Genomic DNA, 18,563 nt, shown 5'->3' on the forward strand with positions numbered 1-18,563 from the left:
GTGTCTCAGTCCCAGTGTGGCCGGTCACCCTCTCAGGCCGGCTACCCGTCGTCGCCTTGGTAGGCCATTACCCCACCAACAAGCTGATAGGCCGCGGGTTCATCCCATACCGCCGGAACTTTCCACCCCCGAAGATGCCTCCGAGAGTCGTATCCGGTATTAGACCCAGTTTCCCAGGCTTATCCCAGAGTACAGGGCAGATTACCCACGTGTTACTCACCCGTTCGCCACTCATCCCCGGCCGAAACCGGTTCAGCGTTCGACTTGCATGTGTTAAGCACGCCGCCAGCGTTCGTCCTGAGCCAGGATCAAACTCTCCAACAATGAACAGTTCGATCGAGACTACTCTCAATCAATATTCTCAAAGGAAACCCCGACGAGGGGGTTTCATATAAGCTCTACTGGCTTAGTTCACTAGCACACTGTTGAGTTCTCAAGCAACACACCCCGGACCAAACCCTACCCCGTGAGGGCGAGCCTGACCGAAGCGGTCATTCCTAGCAGTTTTTGGTGGGACACCCACTCAATCACCCTAGAGGCGAGAGCTTGGTTCGTGTCCCGGCGGCCGCCCGGTTTCCCTGGCAACTTGGAGAACTTTACACGCCCTCCCAGGGCCCGAAACAGGGGGGTACCTTAACTGCGTTCCCGCAGGTCAGACCCCCTGTTTCGGGCCGAGGGCGAGATCAGGCCCCGACGCGGACGCCGGCGACCGTGCGCTTGCCCTTGCGGACCACGAGCCAGCGGCCGTGGAGGGCGTCGGAAGCCGAGGGCTTCCACTCCTCGTCGGCGATCTTCACGTTGTTCACGTACGCGCCGCCCTCCTTCACCGTGCGCCGCGCCGCGCCCTTGCTGTCCACCAGTCCCCCGGCGAGCAGCAGGTCGACGATCGTCGCGTCGCCCGCGGGCTCGACCTTGCCGTTCGGGACCTCGGCCATCGCCGCGTCGAGCGTCGGGCCGTCGAGGTCGGTCAGCTCGCCGCGGCCGAACAGGGCCTGGCTCGCCGCGATGACCTGGCGCGTCTGGGCCTCGCCGTGCACCAGGTTCGTGAACTCCTCGGCCAGCCGCTTCTGCGCGGCGCGCAGGTGCGGACGCTCCTCGGTGTCCTTCGCGAGTGCCTCGATCTCCTCCCGGTCGAGGAAGGTGAACAGGCGCAGGTAGCGGAGCACGTCAGCGTCGCCGACGTTCACGAAGTACTGGTACCAGGCGTACGGCGAGGTCAGCTCCGGATCGAGCCACACATCGCCGCCGCCGGTGGACTTGCCGAACTTGCGGCCTTCGGCGTCGGTAACCAGCGGCGCGGTCAGCGCGTGCGCCGTCCCGCCTTCGACGCGGCGGATCAGGTCGACGCCGCCGACGAGGTTGCCCCACTGGTCCGAGCCGCCGACCTGCAGCTTGCAGCCGTGCTTGCGGTACAGCTCCAGGTAGTCCTGGGACTGCAGCAGCAGGTAGCTGAACTCGGTGTAGGACATGCCGTCGCCCTCGAGGCGGCGCTTGACCGTCTCCCGGTTCAGCATCACGTTCACCGAGAAGTGCTTGCCGACGTCCCGCAGGAACTCCAGCGTGTTCTGCTTCGAGGTCCAGTCGAGGTTGTTCTCGACGATCGCGCCGGTCGGCGAGTCGTCGAAGTCCACGAACCGCTCCAGCTGCCCGCGGATCCGCCCGGCCCAGTCGGCGACGACGTCCAGGGTGTTCAGCGTGCGCTCCCCGTTGTCGCGGGGGTCGCCGATCATCCCGGTGGCGCCGCCCGCCAGCACGATCGGCCGGTGCCCGGCGCGCTGGAACCGCTTGAGCATCAGCAGCGGGACGAGGTTGCCGGCGTGCAGGCTGGGCGCGGTCGGGTCGAAGCCGCAATAGAGCGTGAGAGGGCCGCGGTCGAGTTCTCGGCGCAGGGCGTCGATGTCGGTGGATTGCGCGATCAGGCCGCGCCAGGACAACTCGTCAAGGATGTGCTCACTCACACCTGTAGATGATCCCCCACCAGGTCAAACGACTATCCCGCGGGTCGCACCTGCCGGCGTTTCCCGCCGCGGCGGTAGGTCGAGACGGCTGGTGAGCCGTCGATCCAGAACCGCCACGGCGTGTCCATCGCCATCGCGACGCCGACGCGCGGGCCGGTGCGCACGTTGTCGGCGGGCACGCGTTCGCCGGCGAGCAGCCGCACCGGCGATTCCGGGTCGGTGAGATCGAGCCCGTTCTGCTCGCGGGCGAGACCCAGCACAGAGGTGAGGATGGCCGGGCCTTTGGCGAGCTCGCCGTTGCCGCGCGCGTTCGGCCGCCGCTTCCGCACGATGTCCGCGCCCTCGACGACCTCGCCGGCGCGCAGCAGCACCGCGCCCGGCTGGCCGTCCTCGGTGCCGACGACGTTCGCGCAGAAGTGCATGCCGTAGACGAAGTACACGTAGAGGTGCCCGGCCGGACCCCACATCACCGCGTTGCGCGGGGTTTTCCCGCGGTAGCAATGCGAAGCGGGATCGTCGAGCCCGCGATAGGCCTCGACCTCGACGAGCCGCACCCCGACCCGGCCCTCGGGCGCGTCGGCCTCGAGGACGGCACCGAGCAGCAGCCGAGCCAGGTCGACCGGGTCCAGTGCCAGTTCTTCGCGCCGGAACAACCGGTCCACACGCACTCCCCTCGTCAGGCCGCCAGCCTAACCAGCGGCCTGGCGACAGATCACTTCAGCCACTGCCGATGCGCCGCGACGCGCTCGACCAGGCGCTCCCGCTGCTCGGCGACCCGGTCCGGCGCGGTGCCGCCGCGAGCATCGCGCGAACGCACCGAGCCTTCGACGGTGAGGACTTCGCGCACCGCCGGGGTGAGCGCCGGGTTGATGGCCTGGAACTCCTCGTCGGTCAGCTCGTCGAGCCCGGCCCCGCGCGCCTCCGCGACCCGCACGCTCTCCCCCGCCGCCTCGTGCGCGACGCGGAACGGCACGCCCTGGCGCACCAGCCATTCGGCGATGTCGGTGGCGAGGGTGAACCCGGCGGGAGCCAGTTCGGCGAGCCGCTCGGTGTGGAAGGTGAGCGTGCCGAGCATCCCCGCGATCGCCGGGAAGAGCAGCTCCAGCTGTTCGACCGAGTCGAACACCGGCTCCTTGTCCTCCTGCAGATCGCGGTTGTACGCGAGCGGCTGCGCCTTGAGCGTGGCGAGCAGGCCGGTGAGGTTGCCGATCAGCCGTCCGGCCTTGCCGCGGGTCAGCTCCGCGACGTCCGGGTTCTTCTTCTGCGGCATGATCGAGCTGCCGGTGGCCCACGCGTCGTCCAGCGTGACGTAGCCGAACTCGGCGGTGTTCCAGATGATCACCTCTTCGGCGATCCGCGACAGGTTGACCGCGAGCATCGCGACGGCGAACGCGAACTCGGCGACGAAATCGCGCGAGGCGGTGCCGTCGATCGAGTTCTCCACGCTGGTGTCGAAGCCCAGTTCGGCGGCCACGGCTTCCGGGTCGAGGCCGAGCGACGAACCGGCCAGCGCGCCCGAACCGTACGGCGATTCCGCGGTGCGGGCGTCCCAGTCGCGCAGGCGGGAGACGTCGCGCAGCAGCGACTGGCCGTGGGCCATCAGGTGGTGCGCGAGCAGAACCGGCTGCGCGTGCTGCAGGTGGGTGCGCCCGGGCAGGATCGCGTCCGGGTGCCGGGACGCCTGCGACACCAGGGCGTCGATCACGTCGAGCGTGCCCGCGACCACCCGGCGGGCTGCGTCGCGCAGCCACATCCGGAACAGCGTCGCGACCTGGTCGTTGCGGGAACGGCCTGCCCGCAGCTTGCCGCCCAGTTCGGCGCCGGCGCGTTCGAGCAGTCCGCGTTCGAGCGCGGTGTGCACGTCCTCGTCGGCGACCGTCGGGGTGAACGCGCCGGACGCGACGTCCTGCGCCAGCGTGTCGAGCGCGTCGAGCATCCCGGTCAGTTCCGCTTCGGTGAGCAGACCCGCCTTGTTCAGCACGCGGGCGTGCGCGCGCGATCCGGCGATGTCGTAGGGCGCCAGGCGCCAGTCGAAGTGGGTCGAGGCGCTCAGCGCCGCCATCGCCTCGGCCGGCCCGCTGGCGAACCGGCCGCCCCACAGCTGCACCGGCTGGTCTTTCCCGCTCACGTTCTGCCTCTCTCGTCCGGCGTCTCAGGACGCCTGGGTGCTCGGATGCTGGGTGTTTCCCAGCGGAGTCTGCCCGGTCGCGCGGCGGTGCCGCCGTCCGACCGGGCGAAGCCGCCTCCCGGGGAGGCCGGCCACGGTCGCGCTGCCCGCGTGCAGCACCAGCCGCACCTCGCCGGACACGCGCTCCTGCGCCCGCCGGACGAACGCGTCCAGCGGCTCGCGCAGCGGCGAGAACCACAATCCGTCGTGGACCAGTTCGGCCCACCGCCGGTCGACGCCGCGTTTGAACCTCGCCAGATCACGGTCGAGCGTGACTGATTCCAGCTCCTGGTGCGCGGCGACCAGCGCCGCCGCGCCCGGTGTGTCATAAGCCTCGTACCGGCCGATCCCGTGTGGTCCGGCACGATGTCCGAGCCGCTGCACCGCCTCGGCGACGCTGACCGTCTCGCCGTCGACTGCCACCGGCACGCCTTGCTCGAAAGTGACGACGACCTCGTCCGGCATGCCGAGGTTCACTACGGCGTCCTCGGTCCAGCGGTAACCGTCGTCCGCGGTCCGGCCCCACAAAGTCCGGCTCGTAGACAACTCTTGCCTACCTCGGACGCCGAGTTCCACGATCTCGAGGTCCGGCGCGAGTACCGCGATCATGCTGGACAACGTGTCTCCGCCACCGTGTGCGACGGCGGAGGCGTTCCGGTCCCTCGCAGTCGCGACGAGCTGGCTTGCCAGCAGCGGCCGGGCCAGCGCTTCGACCAGCGGGTGCCGGTCGAGAATCAGCGCATTCGCTTGCAGCGCAAGCAAACAGTAGCTGTTCGCGAGCTCCTCGCGGACATCCGCGACCACGACCTCAGCGGCCCCGCCGGCCATCGCCTGGCGCCGGAGCGCGCACAGATCCACGTCGCCTGAACCGAAATCCACGGCGACCGCGACCACTTCGCCTTGTTCCTTGAGGAGACTCAGCGCGGATGAGGAGCCGTGCCCGCCCGGATAGGCGAACACGACCCGCCGGGTCACGGCTCGTTTCCTTCCGCCGAACCTTGGGCGAGCGCGGTGAACCGCTCGGCGAGGTCTCGTCCGGTGAGCGGTTCGCGCGCGATCACCGCAACCGTGTCGTCGCCCGCGATGGACCCGACGACTTCTTCCAGCGCAGCGCGGTCGATCGCGCTCGCGAGGAACTGCGCGGCGCCCGGCGGCGTGCGCAGCACGGTGAGGTTGCCCGACGAGTCCGCCGACACCATCAGTTCGGCGAGCAGCCGGGACAGCCGCGAGGTGCCGCCCTGGACGCCGCGCACGGGACTGCCGTCCTCGGGGATGACGTAGACCGGCGCGCCCGAGTCGGCGCCGCGCAGCTTGATCGCGCCGAGTTCGTCGAGGTCGCGCGACAGCGTCGCCTGGGTGACCTCGATCCCCTCGGCGGCGAGCAGCCGCGCGAGCTCCGTCTGGCTGCGGATGGCCATCGTGGACACCAGCTCGGTGATCCGCGCCTGGCGCCCGACCCGGCTGCTGGTCATCGGCCGTTCTGCCCGAACAGCCAGACCAGCAGGGCTTTCTGCGCGTGCAGCCGGTTCTCCGCCTCGTCCCACACCGCGCTGGCCGGGCCGTCGAGCACCTCGTCGGTGATCTCCCAGCCGCGGTGCGCGGGCAGGCAGTGCAGCACGATCGCCTCGTCGGCGGCGCGCTTCAGCAACGCGGCGTTGATCTGCAGCGCGCGGAACGGGCCGACCCGGTCGAGGCCGTCGTTCTCCTGGCCCATCGACGTCCAGGTGTCGGTGACCAGCACGTCCGAGCCGTCGACGGCCTCGTGCGCGTCGGTGTAGACGGTCGCGCTGCCGCCGGTTTCGGTTCCGCGCTGCTTGGCGTCGAGCATCACCTGCTGGTCGGGCTGGAACCCCTCCGGCGACACGACACGCACGTTCATCCCGGCCGTCGTGCCGCCGAGCAGCAGCGAATGCGCCATGTTGTTGGCGCCGTCGCCGAGGTAGGTGAGCGTGAGCCCGGCGAGCTTGCCCTTGCGCTCGCGGATGGTCATCAGGTCCGTGAGCACCTGGCACGGGTGGAATTCGTCGGTGAGCGCGTTGACGATCGGGATCGACGCGACCGACGCCATCGAGTCGATGCGCTTCTGCGCGAAGGTGCGCCACACGACGGCGTCGACGTAGCGCGACAGCACGCGCGAGGTGTCCTCGATGGTCTCCTCGCGGCCGAGCTGCATCGAACGGCCGTCGACGATCACCGGATGCCCGCCGAGTTGGCTGATGCCGACCTCGAACGAGAACCGGGTGCGGGTGGAGTTCTTTTCGAAGATCGCGGCCACCGTGGAGCCGGCGAGCGCCTTCGTGCCGAGCGGGTCAGCTTTCAGCTGGTCGGCGAGGTCAAGCAGAGCGGCCTGCTCGGCGGGGGTGACGTCGTCGTCGCGGAGGAAATGGCGGGGCATCAGTCGGATTCCTTCGTGGTGGTGGAGTCGAGCACGCCCGGGAGGGCGGAGAGGAAGCCGTGCGCCTGCTGCTCGTCGAGCACGAGCGGCGGGGCGAGCCGGACGGTGTCCGGGGCGACCGGGTTGACGAGGTAGCCCGCTTCCTGCGCGGCCTTCGCGACCGCCGCGGAAACCGGCTTCCGCAGGCCGATGCCGAGCAGCAGCCCCGCGCCGCGGACCCCGGACACGAGCGGGTGGCCGAGCGCCTCGACTCCCGCGGCGAGGTCCTTGCCCAGCGCGGAAACGTGGTCGAGCAGGTCATCCCGGACGATGGTGCGCAGCACGGCCAGCCCGGCCGCGCAGCACACCGGGTTGCCGCCGAAGGTCGTGCCGTGCTGGCCCGGCTTCAGCAGGTCGCCCGCCGCGCCGACGCCGATCACCGCGCCGAGCGGAAGCCCGCCGCCGAGACCCTTCGCGAGCGTGATCACGTCCGGCACGATCCCGGCCTGCTGGAAGCCGAACCACGTGCCGAGCCTGCCGATCCCGGTCTGCACCTCGTCGAGGACGAGCAGCGCACCGGCGGCCTTGGTGATCTCGCGCGCCGCGTGCAGGTAACCGTCCGGAGCCGGGATCACCCCGGCCTCGCCGAGCACCGGCTCCAGGAAGACCGCGGCGGTCTCGCCGTCCACGGCAGCCCGCAATGCTTCGACGTCGCCGTAGGGAACGTGCGTGACGCCCGGAACCAGTGGCTCGAACGCCTCGCGCTTCGACGGCTGCCCGGTGAGCGACAGCGCGCCCATCGTGCGGCCGTGGAACGCGCCCTCCGCCGCGACGACCTTGCTGCGGCCGGTGAGCCGGGTGATCTTCAGCGCGGCCTCGTTCGCCTCCGCGCCGGAGTTGACGAACAGGACTTTCCCTTGCCCGTTCAGGCCCGCGACGTCGAGCAGGGTTTCGGCGAGTTCGACCGCGACCGGGTTCACGTACAGGTTCGACGTGTGCCCCAGCTTCGAGATCTGCTCGGTGACCGCGCGCACCACCTCCGGGTGGGCATGGCCGAGCGCGTTCACCGCGATGCCGCCGACCAGGTCGACGTACTCGGCGCCGTCCGCGTCCCACACTCGCGCGCCTTCGCCGCGCACCAGGGTCAGGCCGGGGGTTCCGTAGTTGTCCATGACGGCCGACTGCCAGTGCTGCTGGCCGTCCGCATTGGACTTGAGGGTAGTCACGCGTGCTCCGTTCCGGGGTGCGCTGCCTCGGGCAGCACCATGGTGCCGATGCCGCGCGAGGTGAAGACCTCGAGCAGCACCGAATGGGCGAGCCTGCCGTCGATGACGTGGGCGCCGCGCACGCCGCCGCGCACCGCGCGCACGCACGCCTCCATCTTCGGGATCATGCCGCTGGCCAGGCCGGGCAGCATGCGTTCGAGACGGTCGACGGGAATCCGGTCGATCAGCGACGACCGATCCGGCCAGTTGGCGTAAAGGCCTTCGACGTCGGTGAGGACGACGAGCTTCTCCGCGCCGAGCGCCGCGGCGAGCGCGCCCGCGGCGGTGTCGGCGTTGACGTTGTGCACCACGCCGTCGATGTCGGGGGCCACCGTGGACACCACCGGGATGCGGCCGGCGTTCACGATGTCGAGCACCGCGGCCGGGTTCACCTCGGCGACCTCGCCCACGAGGCCGATGTCCACCTGCTCACCGTCCACAGTGGCCTGTTTGCGCTCGGCGGTGAACAGCCGCGCGTCCTCGCCGGAAATGCCGACCGCGTACGGTCCGTGCGCGTTGATCAGGCCGACCAGCTCGCGGCTCACCTGCCCGACCAGCACCATGCGCACAATGTCCATGGTCTCCGGCGTGGTGACGCGCAGCCCGCCCTTGAACTCCCCCGGCACGCCGAGCCGGGACAGCATCGCGCTGATCTGCGGGCCGCCGCCGTGCACGACCACCGGGTGCAGCCCGGCCAGCCGCAGGAACACCATGTCCTCGGCGAACGCGGCCTTCAGCTGGTCGTCGATCATCGCGTTGCCGCCGTACTTGACCACGACGGTCGCGCCGTTGAACCGCTGCAGCCACGGCAGCGCTTCGATCAGCACCCCGGCCTTCTCGGCCGCGCTGGCGAGCCGTTCGTCCGCGGAGACGAGCCTTCCGGTATCCGTCATGACGAGTACGCGCTGTTCTCTTCGACGTACGCGTGCGAGAGGTCGGTGGTGTAAATCGTGGCCTCGCCCGAACCGACGCCGAGATCCACGACGACGTCGATCGCCCGCCCGGACAGATCGGCCGCCGACCGGTCCTCGGCCGTGGTGCCGCCCGCGAACAACGTGACGCCGTTGATCGCGATCGACACCGTCTCGGGGTCGATCCGCGCCGGTGCGCGGCCGAGCGCCATCGCGATGCGGCCCCAGTTGGGATCGGACCCGAACAAGGCGGTCTTGACCAGGTTGTCCTCGGCGATCGTCCGAGCCACGACGATCGCGTCGGCTTCGGACGCGGCGCCCTTCACCGTGACGTCGACGTCCTTGGTGGCGCCTTCGGAATCGGCCCGCAGCTGCAGCACCAGGTCGTGGCTGACCTTGGTGAGCAGCTCGGTCAGCTCGGCCTCGGTCGGCTCCACCCCGCTCGCGCCCGAGGCGAGCACGAGCACGGTGTCGTTGGTCGACGTCCCGCCGTCCACGTCGAGCCGATCGAACGTGACGTGCGTGGCGGCGCGCAGCGCACGGTCGAGAGTTTCCTTGTCCGCCACGGCATCCGTGGTCAGCACGGACAGCATCGTCGCCAGGTTCGGCGCGAGCATCCCCGCGCCCTTGGCGAACCCGCCGACGCTCCACCCGGAGTCGTGCCGGGCGAACGCCTGCTTCGGCTTGGTGTCGGTGGTCATGACGCCGGTGGCCGCGTTGAGCGCCGCTTCCGGGCCGGCGTCCAGCGCCTTGACCGCACTGTCCACACCGGACAGAACGGCGGGCATCGGCAGCCGCTCGCCGATCAGGCCGGTGGAACACACCGCGACCTCGATCGCGCCGGCGCCCAGCACCTCGGCGACCTTTTCCGCGGTGGCGTGCGTGTCCTGGAACCCGCCCGGCCCGGTCGCCGCGTTCGCCCCGCCGGAGTTGAGCACGACGGCCTTCAGCTTCTGCTGCTTCAGCACTTCCTGCGACCACAGCACCGGCGCGGCTTTGATCACGTTGCGGGTGAACACGCCCGCCGCGACGTCGAGCGGGCCGTCGTTGACGACCAGCGAGAGGTCGAGCGCGCCGGAGGCTTTGATCCCGGCGGCCACGCCGGCGGCGCGGAAACCCTTCGGTCCGGTGACGGTCACGGTGCCACTCCCACGGTGGAAAGTCCGGTGGCCTCGGGGAAACCGAGCGCCAGGTTCATCGACTGGACGGCACCGCCCGCGGTGCCCTTGGTGAGGTTGTCGATCGACGTGACGACGACCAGCCTGCCCGCGCCGTCGTCGATCCCGAGCTGGAGCTGGACGTTGTTCGAGCCGACCGTGGCCGCGGTCGTCGGCCAGGTCCCTTCGGGCAGGACCTGGACGAACGGCTCCGCGTCGTAGGCCTTCTCGTACACCGCGCGCGCGGCGGCCTCGTCGACGTCGCCCGCGAGCTGAGCGCTCGCCGTCGTGAGAATGCCGCGCGGCATCGGCGCGAGCACCGGCGTGAACGAAACGGTCACCGGCTTGCCCGCCGCGCCCGAGAGGTTCTGCACGAACTCCGGGGTGTGCCGATGCGCACCGGCGACGCCGTACGCGCTCGCGTTGCCCATGACCTCGGACCCGAGCAGGTTCGGCTTCAGGCTCTTGCCCGCACCGGACGTCCCCGTCACCGACACCACGGTGACCGCGGGCTCGATCAGCCCCGCCGCCAACGCCGGGGCCAGCGCCAGCGACCCGCCGGTCGGGAAACAGCCCGGAACCGCGATCCTCTTGGTCCCCACGAGCTTCTCGCGCGCGCCAGGCAGCTCGGGCATCCCGTAGGGCCATTGCCCCGCGTGCTCGCCGGAGTACCACCGTCGCCAGTCCGCCGCGTCCGCGAGCCGATGGTCGGCCCCAAGATCGACCACGAGCACGTCCGGCCCGAGCTGCGCCGCGATCTCGGCCGAGTGGCCGTGCGGCAGAGCAAGGAACACGACGTCGTGGCCCGCGAGCGTCTCCGCGTTCGTCTCGAGCAGCACCCGTCCGGCCAGCGGAGCGAGGTGCGGCTGGTGCGTGCCCAGCGTCGTCCCCGCGCTGCTCGCCGCCGTGAGAGCGCCGATCTCGACCTCGGGATGGGTCAGGAGCAGGCGCAGCAGTTCGCCGCCCGCGTACCCGCTGGCACCGGCTACCGCGATCTTCACCGTCATACGAATGATTATGCACGATCGTGCAAGCTCAAACAAAGAGGGTTTGCTCACCCTGACCGTCCCCTCCCCGGGACTTCCGTGGATTCCCTGCGTTCTCCAGGCTTTTTCCGCCGCCGCGATGGACTGGATCAGCCCTGATCGACGGCGTGCCGATGCGGTTCCGCAGCGGCAGGACTTCCGCCCGGGCTTAGACGACGGGTTCCTGGCCAGCGCTAAACGACCGAGTCGCCTGAACAGGCCGCACGCCGCCCACACCGCAAGTCCCGTGCACGGGGCGCACCGCTCACCCCGGGGCCTGAGTTGCCAGTCCGGCACCCACCGCTCGCCACGGAGCCCACGCCGCAAATCCGGCGCGCACGCCACCAGTCCCGCGGACGCCGCCCGCCCTAGGCCCAATCCATCGCTTCGGCACCCACCACTCGCCACGGAACCTATGCCGTAAGTTCCGCGCGCGCCGCGTCGCGGAACCCGCGCAGAAATCCAGCGCACACACCACCGATCCCGGAGCCCAAGCCCCAGTCCGGCCAGCAGCCACCGCCACGCCGGGCCCGCCTCGGGATGCGAACCCGGCGGGCACTCGTCAGTCCACCCCCTCCTCCGCTTCGCGCAGACTCGGCGGTGTGGGCAGATGATTTCCCGGATGTTCCGGATCGCACCCGACCCTCGGCAGCCGCGCCCGGATCCCGCCGGGCGTTCGCGCGAAATGGCGCGCCAACTCGATCACCGAGTCCCCGGCGAGCCAGCGGGCTTCCAGGTCCGCGTCCATCTCGTCGGTCCACGGCCGTCCCTGCTGGGCCGGGCGTCCGCGCGATCTTCGCCGCGAGCCGCCGCCCGCGAAGGTGCGCAGGCTCGTGTCGAGCAGTTCCGCGACGGTCGCCACGGACGTCACGTCGAGTTCGAGTCTGCCCTCGACGACGGGTTCGCCGTCCGGCCGTTCTCCGCCGACCGTGACGGTGACCCGCTCGGGCTCGCCGTCCTCGGTGCGGGTGACGACGGCGACCTGGTACTGGACATCTCCTGACCGGACCTCGGTCCGGTGCTCCTGAATGATCGTCATGGCCGCGAAGGTATCCGCGACCCCCGACAATTTTCGATCACTTAACGCGATCGGGTGACTGCGGTCCGAAATTGTCAGACCCCCGTCGTAGCGTCCCCGGCGACCCGAAAACGACCGAGGGGGCTCGATGGACCAGCGGAAAGGAACAATGCCCCGGCCTGGCAGACCAGGCCGGGGCACCGCGCAGAACAACTCAGAAACGCAGCAGACCGGCAAGCAGGCCCTGCTTCTCCTCCGCCGCGGCCTTCGCCGCGGCATCAGCCTTCTGCTGCGCATCGGAAGCGACCGGAGACGGAACCGGCTGCGGCACCGCGGCGCACTGGACGTCGGAGCGGTCGCCTCGCACCCGCTTCGGCAACGCGCCGGTGGCGAGGTAGTCAGCGACCCTGTCGTCCACGCACGAAACCCCGGAGAGCGATCCGGCGTGCGTCGTCCCGCCTGGCGCGCTGATGAGGCTCGAGCGCGGGTAACGCTTGCGCACTTCGAGGCTGCCCGAGTACGGCGTCGCCGCGTCGAGTTCCTCGCTGATCAGGAGCGCGCCGCTCGCCTTCGACCCGTCGATGTCCACCGGCTTGCCCGGCTTCGCGGGCCAGTTCAGGCAGGTCGCGTTGTACCAGGTGTTGCTCCAGGTCTCGAAAGGCGCGCGGGTGTGGGTGGCCCAGGCGTCGCGGCGCCAGCGGTCCCAGTCCTGCGGCCACTGGACATCGGTGCACTGCACCGCGTTGTAAACCGCGTAGCCGTTGTCGTCGCCGGGAGCGTTCGACTTGTCGTACAACGCTTTCAGCGTCTGCCAGTCGCCGCGGTGCACCCATCCGTCGAAGGCCTTGGCCATGTCTTCCCAGCCGAACACGTAGTAGCCGGCTTGAAGGAAGATGTCGGTCCACTCGTCGCCGCCGATCACGCCGCCCGCCGGGGCGCGGTCGAGCTTCCGCTGCTGGGCGTACCAGAGCTGCTCGACGGCCGAACCGGTCTTGCCGAGGTGGTAGACGTTGTCGTACTTCGCGAGCCAGTCGAAGTAGATCTTGATGTTGCGGTCGAAAGCGACGTCCTGGTCCAGGTTGGCGTCGTACCAGACCTTGCGCGGGTCGACGTTCCCGTCGAGCACCATCCGGCGCATGCGGTCCGGGTACAGCGTGCTGTACACCTGGCCGAGGTAAGTGCCGTAAGAGAAGCCGTAGTAGTTGATCTGCTTCTGGCCCAGCGCCTTGCGGAGGCTTTCCATGTCCTGCGCGACGTCAGTGGTCTTGATGTGCTCGAGCAGCGGGCCGTTCTTCGCGCAGGCCTCGGCGTAGCCCTTCGTGCGAGCGCGCCAGGTGTTCTCCAGCTGCGGGGTCTTCGGCACGTAAGCCGGACGGACCGGAGCGAAGTAGTTCCCGTCGCACGTGAGCGCCGGTTTGCTGGAGCCGACGCCGCGAGGGTCGAAGCCGATCCAGTCGTAGCTGTCTCCGGCGTGCTTCGGCACATTCCGGCCGAGCACCGAAAGACCGAGGCCGGAGCCTCCCGGCCCGCCCGGGTTCACCAGCAGCACGCCCTGGAACTTCGCGGTCTTGTGCTTCACCCGGGAAACGGCGATCTGCGCCTTCTCGCCCGACGGCTGCGCGTAATCCACCGGGACCTCCAGGAATCCGCAGTCGGCTCCCGCCTTGGCGAGTCCTGGTGCGGAACACGGTCCCCACTTGATCGGCGGCGGCGCGTAGCCCGACCCTTCGGGCTGCACCGCGGTGGCGGCGGGTGCGACAGCCAGCGTTCCGGCCGCGACAGCGGCGGCGGCCAGCGCGGTGACGATTTTCCTCACAGTGGTCCTTTGCGTCCGACGGCAACCAGGGCTCGTCGAAGCTACCGGCTGCGCGGCAGAATCTCGTTTCCCGACACGAGCCGCGCTGTCCCCCGATCGTCGGGATCCGAGACGACGGAGGTGGTCCTCAATGGGTGCGGGCGAAGCCTTGATCACGGCGGTGCGAACCGGGCTGGCCGAGCTGGCGGACCCGGTCAAAGCACCGGAGATGCAGGCGTACATGAAGTCCGCGATGCCGTTTCGCGGCGTGCCGAAACCGCCGCGCGGCAAGCTCATGAAGACGGTCCTGGCCGAGCATGTTCTGCCCGATCGAGTGACGTACGCCGAGACCGTGCTCGCGTTGTGGCGGGAAGCGGAGTACCGCGAGGAGCGGTACGCGGCGATCGATCTCTCCGGGCACCGCGCCTACCGGCAATGGCAGGACCCGGAACTGCTGGAGATGTACGACGAGCTGATCGTCACCGGTGCGTGGTGGGACCACGTCGACGAGGTCGCGATCCGCCGGGTCGGGCCGATCCTGCGCGAGCACCGGGCGGCGGTCACGCCGGTTCTGCGCCGCTGGATGACAGACGCTGATCGCTGGCGCCGGCGGACGGCGGTGATCTGTCAGGTCAGCGCGAAGGGCGAGGTGGACCAGAAGCTGCTGGCCGACGCGATCGAGGCGAACCTCGACGACCGGGATTTCTTTCTGCGCAAGGGAATCGGCTGGGCACTGCGGGATCACGCTCGTGCCGAGCCGGAGTGGGTCCGCGCGTTCGTCCGCGCACACCCGGGGTTGTCCCCGCTGTCCGTCCGGGAGGCGATGAAGCACCTCAGCTGAAGCGAACCGTTCGAGGAAAAGAAAAGGAGGGTGCCATGACACCAGCGCTCCCCCGCCCCGGCTGACCGGCCGGTGGCCGGAGCGCGGGACGGGGACAGCGTCGGATCAGGCGCGGAGCGTCGCTCCGAAGCGCTCGCCGGCGGCGGCGACCGCGGCGTCGCGAGCCTTGGTGGCCTCGTCGACGGTCAACGTGCGGTCCGCGGCGCGGAAGCGGAGCTTGTACGCCAGGGAACGCTTGCCTTCGCCGAGCTGCTCGCCGGCGTAGACGTCGAAGAGGGTGATCTCCTCGAGCAGTTCGCCCGCACCTTCGCGGAGCACGTCGGCGAGGTCGGCGGACGGGACGTCCGTGCCGGCGACCAGTGCGACGTCCAGCAGCACCGGCGGGTAGGCCGAGATGCTGGGCGCCGGACGGGAGTCGGGCAGCGGGATCGCGTCCAGGTCGAGTTCCATGGCGACCGTGCGCGGCGGGAGGCCGAGGGCCTCGACGACCTTCGGGTGCAGTTCGCCGGCGTGGCCGACCGGCCAGTCGCCGACGCGCAGCTGGGCGCACCGGCCCGGGTGCCACGGCAGCAGGTCGGCGGCCTGCACGGTGAGCTGCACGCCGGCGGCCTCGGCCACGAGGCGCGCGGCCTGCACGGCGTCGGCCCAGCCTGCCTGGTCGCCCTTGCCCCACCAGCCGGCGCGCGGGCGCTGGCCGCTGAGGACGACGGCGACGTGCACCGGCTGCGCGGGCACGGCGGCCTCCAGCACGGCGAGGTCCTCGTCGCTCGGGCGGTGCTCGACGCCGAGGTCCGGAACCTTGAGCTGGTTCGGCTTCGGCAGCACGACCTGGCCGACGTGGAACAGCGACACGTCCTTCAGGCCGCGGGAAACGTTGCGTTGCAACGTCTCCAGCAGGCCCGGCAGGAGGGTGGTCGCCATCCGGTCGTGGTCGGCTTCGAGCGGGTTCTGCACGCGCACCGTCGTGCGGCGGATGTCGTCCTCGGGCAGGCCGAAGGCGTCCCACACGGCGTCGCCGATGAACGGGAACGGGCGCACCTCGACGTAGCCCGCCTCGGCGAGCGCGCCGGACACCGCGCGGCGGCGGCGCTGGGCGTCGGTGAGGCCGCGGCCCGCGGGCGCGGCGGGCAGGACCGACGGGATGCTGTCGTAGCCCTCGAGCCGCAGGACCTCCTCGACGAGGTCGGCGGGCTGCACGAGGTCGCCGCGCCAGCTCGGCGGGGTCGCGGTGACCAGGCCGACGCCCTGGTCGCTCGTGCTGAGCTGGACCTTGCAGCCGATCTGGCCGAGCCGCCGGACCGTGACGCCGCGTTCGTAGCGGACGCCGGCGACCTGGTCGGGCAGGTTGATCGGCATGGTCACCGGGGCGTGCGGGGCGACGCCGCCGACGTCGGTGCGGCCCGGGCGGATCGCGCCGTCGCCGTACTGGCGCAGCAGCCGCGCGGCGAGCTCCACCGCGGCCGCGCACAGCGCCGGGTCGGTGTAGCGCTCGAAGCGCTTCGCCGCCTCGGAGAACAGCTTGTGCCGGCGCGCGGTGCGGCTGATCGACGCCGGGTTCCAGTGCGCCGCCTCGAGCAGCACGTCCGTGCTCTCCGGCGTGATCTCCGTGCTGGCGCCGCCCATCGTGCCGGCGAGGGAGATGACGCCGCTGTCGTCGGCGATCACGATGTCGTCTGCGTCGAGGGTGCGCTCGACGTCGTCGAGGGTGGTGAGCTTCTCCCCCGCCTTCGCGCGGCGGACCACCAGGTCGCCCTGGATGGAGCCGGTCGCGAACGCGTGCAGCGGGTGGCCGAGTTCGAGCATCACGTAGTTGGTGACGTCGACCGCGAGGGAGATGGACCGGATGCCGGCCAGCATCAGCCTGCGGCGGATCCGCCACGGCGTCGGCGCGGTCGCGTCGAGACCGGTGACGCGGCGCAGCACGAACCGCGGGCAGCCCTCGGGGTCCTCGACCCGGACCGGCCACGCTTCGCCCTCGGCCTCCGGGAAGTTGTCGAGCATCGCCGGGTCGCCGAAGGGCACGTCGAGCGCGTTCGACAGTTCGCGCGCCAAGCCGCGGATCGACAGCGCGTAGCCGCGGTCCGGGGTCGGCGTGACCTCGATGACGGTGTCGTCGAGGCCGAGCAGGTCCTTCGCGTCGTCGCCGGGGCTCGCCGTGCCCGGCGGGAGCACGAGGATGCCGCTGTGGTCGTCGCCGAGGCCGAGTTCGGCCGCCGAGCAGATCATGCCGTCGCTGACCTTGCCGTACGTCTTGCGCGCGGCGATCTCGAAATCGCCCGGCAGGACCACGCCCGGCAGCGCGACCACGACGAGGTCGCCCTCGGCGAAGTTGCTCGCGCCGCAGACGATGCCGCGCGTCTTGATGCCGTGCGGGCCTTCGTTCTCGAGCGGGCCGTCGTCCTCGTCGTCGTCCTCTTCGGACAGTTCGGCGTCGTCGGGCTCCGGGTCGGGTTCCTCGCCGACCTCGACGCGGCAGAACCGCACCGGCTTCTTGAAGCCGGTCAGCTCCTCGATCTCCGCGACGCGGCCGACCACGAGCGGGCCGGTCACCGGGCCGAGCTTGCTGAGCTCGTCGACCTCGATCCCGATCCGCACGAAGGCGTCGGCCAGGTCTTGCGGCGTGACGTCGGCATCCACCTCGAGATGCTCGGTCAGCCAGCTCACCGGGACTCGCACTACGCCTCCGTTCCGAAGGGAAGGGTGAACCGGACGTCGCCTTCGACCATGTCGCGCATGTCCGGGATGCCGTTGCGGAACTGCAGGGTCCGCTCGATGCCCATGCCGAACGCGAAGCCGGAGTAGACCTCGGGGTCGACGCCGCACGCGCGCAGGACGTTCGGGTTGACCATGCCGCAGCCGCCCCATTCGACCCAGCCGGGGCCGCCCTTCTTCTCCTCGAACCAGACGTCGACCTCCGCCGACGGCTCGGTGAACGGGAAGAAGTGCGGGCGCAGCCGCGTCGTGGAGCTCTCGCCGAACATCGCGCGGGCGAACGCGTCGAGCGTGCCCTTGAGGTGCGCCATGGTCAGGCCCTTGTCGACGGCGAGGCCTTCGACCTGGGTGAACACCGGCGTGTGCGTGGAGTCGAGTTCGTCGGTGCGGTAGGTGCGGCCCGGGCACACGACGTACACCGGCAGGTCGCGGTGCAGCAGGCTGCGGGCCTGCACCGGCGAGGTGTGCGTGCGCAGCACCAGGCCGGAGCCTTCCTCGCCGACGTAGAACGTGTCCTGCAACTGGCGCGCCGGGTGGTCCTTGCCGAAGTTGAGCGCGTCGAAGTTGAACCACTCCGCCTCGAGCTCGGGTCCTTCGGCGACCTCGTAGCCCATGGCGACGAAAACGTCGGCGATGCGCTCGGACAGCGTGCTGATCGGGTGCCGTGCTCCGCGCGGGATCTGGTCCCACGGCAACGTGACGTCGACGGCCTCCTCGCGAAGCACGCGCTCGTCGCGCTCGGCCTGCAAAGCCGCGCGGCGCGCGTCGAACGCGGACTGCACCGCCTGCCGGGCCTCGTTGACGCGCTTGCCGGCGTCGGCCTTCTCCTGCTTCGGCAGCGCGGCGATTTCCCGGCGCGCGAGGAGCACGGGCGACTGGTCCCCGAGATGGGCCGGTTTGACGGCGGCGAGCGCGTCCAGGTCGGCTGCGCCGGCGAAGGCGTCCTCGGCCGCTTTGATCGCCGCGCGCAGGGTCTCCGGTGCGAGCACGTCGACCGGCTGTTCTGTGGCTCCGGACATGACTCCTCGGCGTCCGCTGGGACTGGTGTTGTCGGCGACACGCGGGCATGCCGCCGCACGTGCACATCGGGCAGCTCAGTCTAGGGGATCGGGCGCCGGGCCCGGCCGCTCACCCTCCGCTTCCGGAGCGGCTGCGCCGGATCCGCCCCGTGATCACGACTGACCGTCGCCGGGGACCCGAACGGTGGTCAGCGGATCAGGTGAGAACGGCCTCGCGACCGGCCCGCCCCGGCCGCCCTCGCGGGTGGCTGCGGAGCGGCTCGGCCAGGCGGGGTTTCGGGAGCGATCGGCACCGCCAATGCGGAACGCGGGACCGCCAGA

At 70.5% G+C, this 18,563-nt stretch carries 15 protein-coding genes and 1 rRNA gene; 1 reads left to right on the forward strand and 15 read right to left on the reverse strand.

Translation table 11 applies throughout. The annotated features are described in order from the left end of the window. From PUT80_RS25420 to PUT80_RS25480, 13 genes are all read right to left on the reverse strand, one after another. Positions 1-324, reverse strand: a 16S ribosomal RNA gene (locus tag PUT80_RS25420); the annotation flags it as partial. A 359-nt stretch (positions 325-683) separates the two neighbouring features. After that, the gene (gene tyrS / locus PUT80_RS25425) at positions 684-1,958 is read right to left on the reverse strand and encodes a tyrosine--tRNA ligase (protein ID WP_037818189.1); all 1,275 of its coding nucleotides are present in this window, start codon (positions 1,956-1,958) and stop codon (positions 684-686) included. Positions 1,959-1,990: 32 nt separating this feature from the next. Further along, a complete protein-coding gene (locus tag PUT80_RS25430) occupies positions 1,991-2,626 on the reverse strand; it encodes a DNA-3-methyladenine glycosylase (protein ID WP_037818187.1) in 636 nt (211 codons plus the stop codon). 44 nt (positions 2,627-2,670) lie between these two features. Further along, entirely contained in the window at positions 2,671-4,086 is a 1,416-nt protein-coding gene (gene argH, locus PUT80_RS25435; RefSeq protein ID WP_275293724.1) for an argininosuccinate lyase, read from the reverse strand. Positions 4,087-4,110: 24 nt separating this feature from the next. Next, the gene (locus PUT80_RS25440; protein WP_275293725.1) at positions 4,111-5,100 is read right to left on the reverse strand and encodes an argininosuccinate synthase domain-containing protein; all 990 of its coding nucleotides are present in this window, start codon (positions 5,098-5,100) and stop codon (positions 4,111-4,113) included. Beyond that, a complete protein-coding gene (locus PUT80_RS25445) occupies positions 5,097-5,597 on the reverse strand; it encodes an arginine repressor (protein WP_037818182.1) in 501 nt (166 codons plus the stop codon). Before PUT80_RS25445 ends, PUT80_RS25440 begins: the two co-directional genes overlap by 4 nt. Beyond that, the gene (argF, locus tag PUT80_RS25450) at positions 5,594-6,520 is read right to left on the reverse strand and encodes an ornithine carbamoyltransferase (RefSeq protein ID WP_037818181.1); all 927 of its coding nucleotides are present in this window, start codon (positions 6,518-6,520) and stop codon (positions 5,594-5,596) included. The genes PUT80_RS25445 and argF overlap by 4 nt, the downstream gene beginning before the upstream one ends. After that, complete coding sequence (locus tag PUT80_RS25455; protein WP_275293726.1) at positions 6,520-7,725, reverse strand: acetylornithine transaminase; 1,206 nt, start codon at positions 7,723-7,725, stop codon at positions 6,520-6,522. Before PUT80_RS25455 ends, argF begins: the two co-directional genes overlap by 1 nt. Further along, positions 7,722-8,657 (reverse strand): acetylglutamate kinase, encoded by a 936-nt coding sequence (gene argB, locus PUT80_RS25460; protein WP_037818179.1) that lies wholly within the window; start codon positions 8,655-8,657, stop codon positions 7,722-7,724. Before argB ends, PUT80_RS25455 begins: the two co-directional genes overlap by 4 nt. Beyond that, positions 8,654-9,814, reverse strand: coding sequence for a bifunctional glutamate N-acetyltransferase/amino-acid acetyltransferase ArgJ (gene argJ / locus PUT80_RS25465; RefSeq protein WP_238605676.1), 1,161 nt, complete (start codon positions 9,812-9,814; stop codon positions 8,654-8,656). The genes argB and argJ overlap by 4 nt, the downstream gene beginning before the upstream one ends. Beyond that, complete coding sequence (argC, locus tag PUT80_RS25470) at positions 9,811-10,839, reverse strand: N-acetyl-gamma-glutamyl-phosphate reductase (protein ID WP_275293727.1); 1,029 nt, start codon at positions 10,837-10,839, stop codon at positions 9,811-9,813. The genes argJ and argC overlap by 4 nt, the downstream gene beginning before the upstream one ends. A 580-nt stretch (positions 10,840-11,419) precedes the next feature. After that, positions 11,420-11,896: a helix-turn-helix domain containing protein gene (locus tag PUT80_RS25475; protein ID WP_134667961.1), complete on the reverse strand. Its 477-nt coding sequence runs from the start codon at positions 11,894-11,896 to the stop codon at positions 11,420-11,422. A 193-nt stretch (positions 11,897-12,089) separates the two neighbouring features. Further along, positions 12,090-13,691, reverse strand: coding sequence for an alpha/beta hydrolase (locus tag PUT80_RS25480; protein WP_275293728.1), 1,602 nt, complete (start codon positions 13,689-13,691; stop codon positions 12,090-12,092). A gap of 130 nt (positions 13,692-13,821) precedes the next feature. On the opposite strand from PUT80_RS25480, the gene PUT80_RS25485 reads away from it, so the two are divergent. Further along, entirely contained in the window at positions 13,822-14,511 is a 690-nt protein-coding gene (locus PUT80_RS25485) for a DNA alkylation repair protein (protein ID WP_043828479.1), read from the forward strand. 105 nt (positions 14,512-14,616) lie between these two features. Here the strand turns inward: PUT80_RS25485 and pheT are convergent, their stop codons facing one another. Together pheT and pheS are read right to left on the reverse strand one after the other, a co-directional pair. Continuing rightward, positions 14,617-17,187 (reverse strand): phenylalanine--tRNA ligase subunit beta, encoded by a 2,571-nt coding sequence (pheT, locus tag PUT80_RS25490; protein ID WP_037818169.1) that lies wholly within the window; start codon positions 17,185-17,187, stop codon positions 14,617-14,619. After that, the gene (pheS, locus tag PUT80_RS25495) at positions 17,187-18,242 is read right to left on the reverse strand and encodes a phenylalanine--tRNA ligase subunit alpha (RefSeq protein WP_238605672.1); all 1,056 of its coding nucleotides are present in this window, start codon (positions 18,240-18,242) and stop codon (positions 17,187-17,189) included. The genes pheT and pheS overlap by 1 nt, the downstream gene beginning before the upstream one ends. Positions 18,243-18,563: the final 321 nt, after the last annotated feature.

The organism is Amycolatopsis sp. La24 (assembly GCF_029087445.1).
Lineage (GTDB): Bacteria > Actinomycetota > Actinomycetes > Mycobacteriales > Pseudonocardiaceae > Amycolatopsis > Amycolatopsis nivea.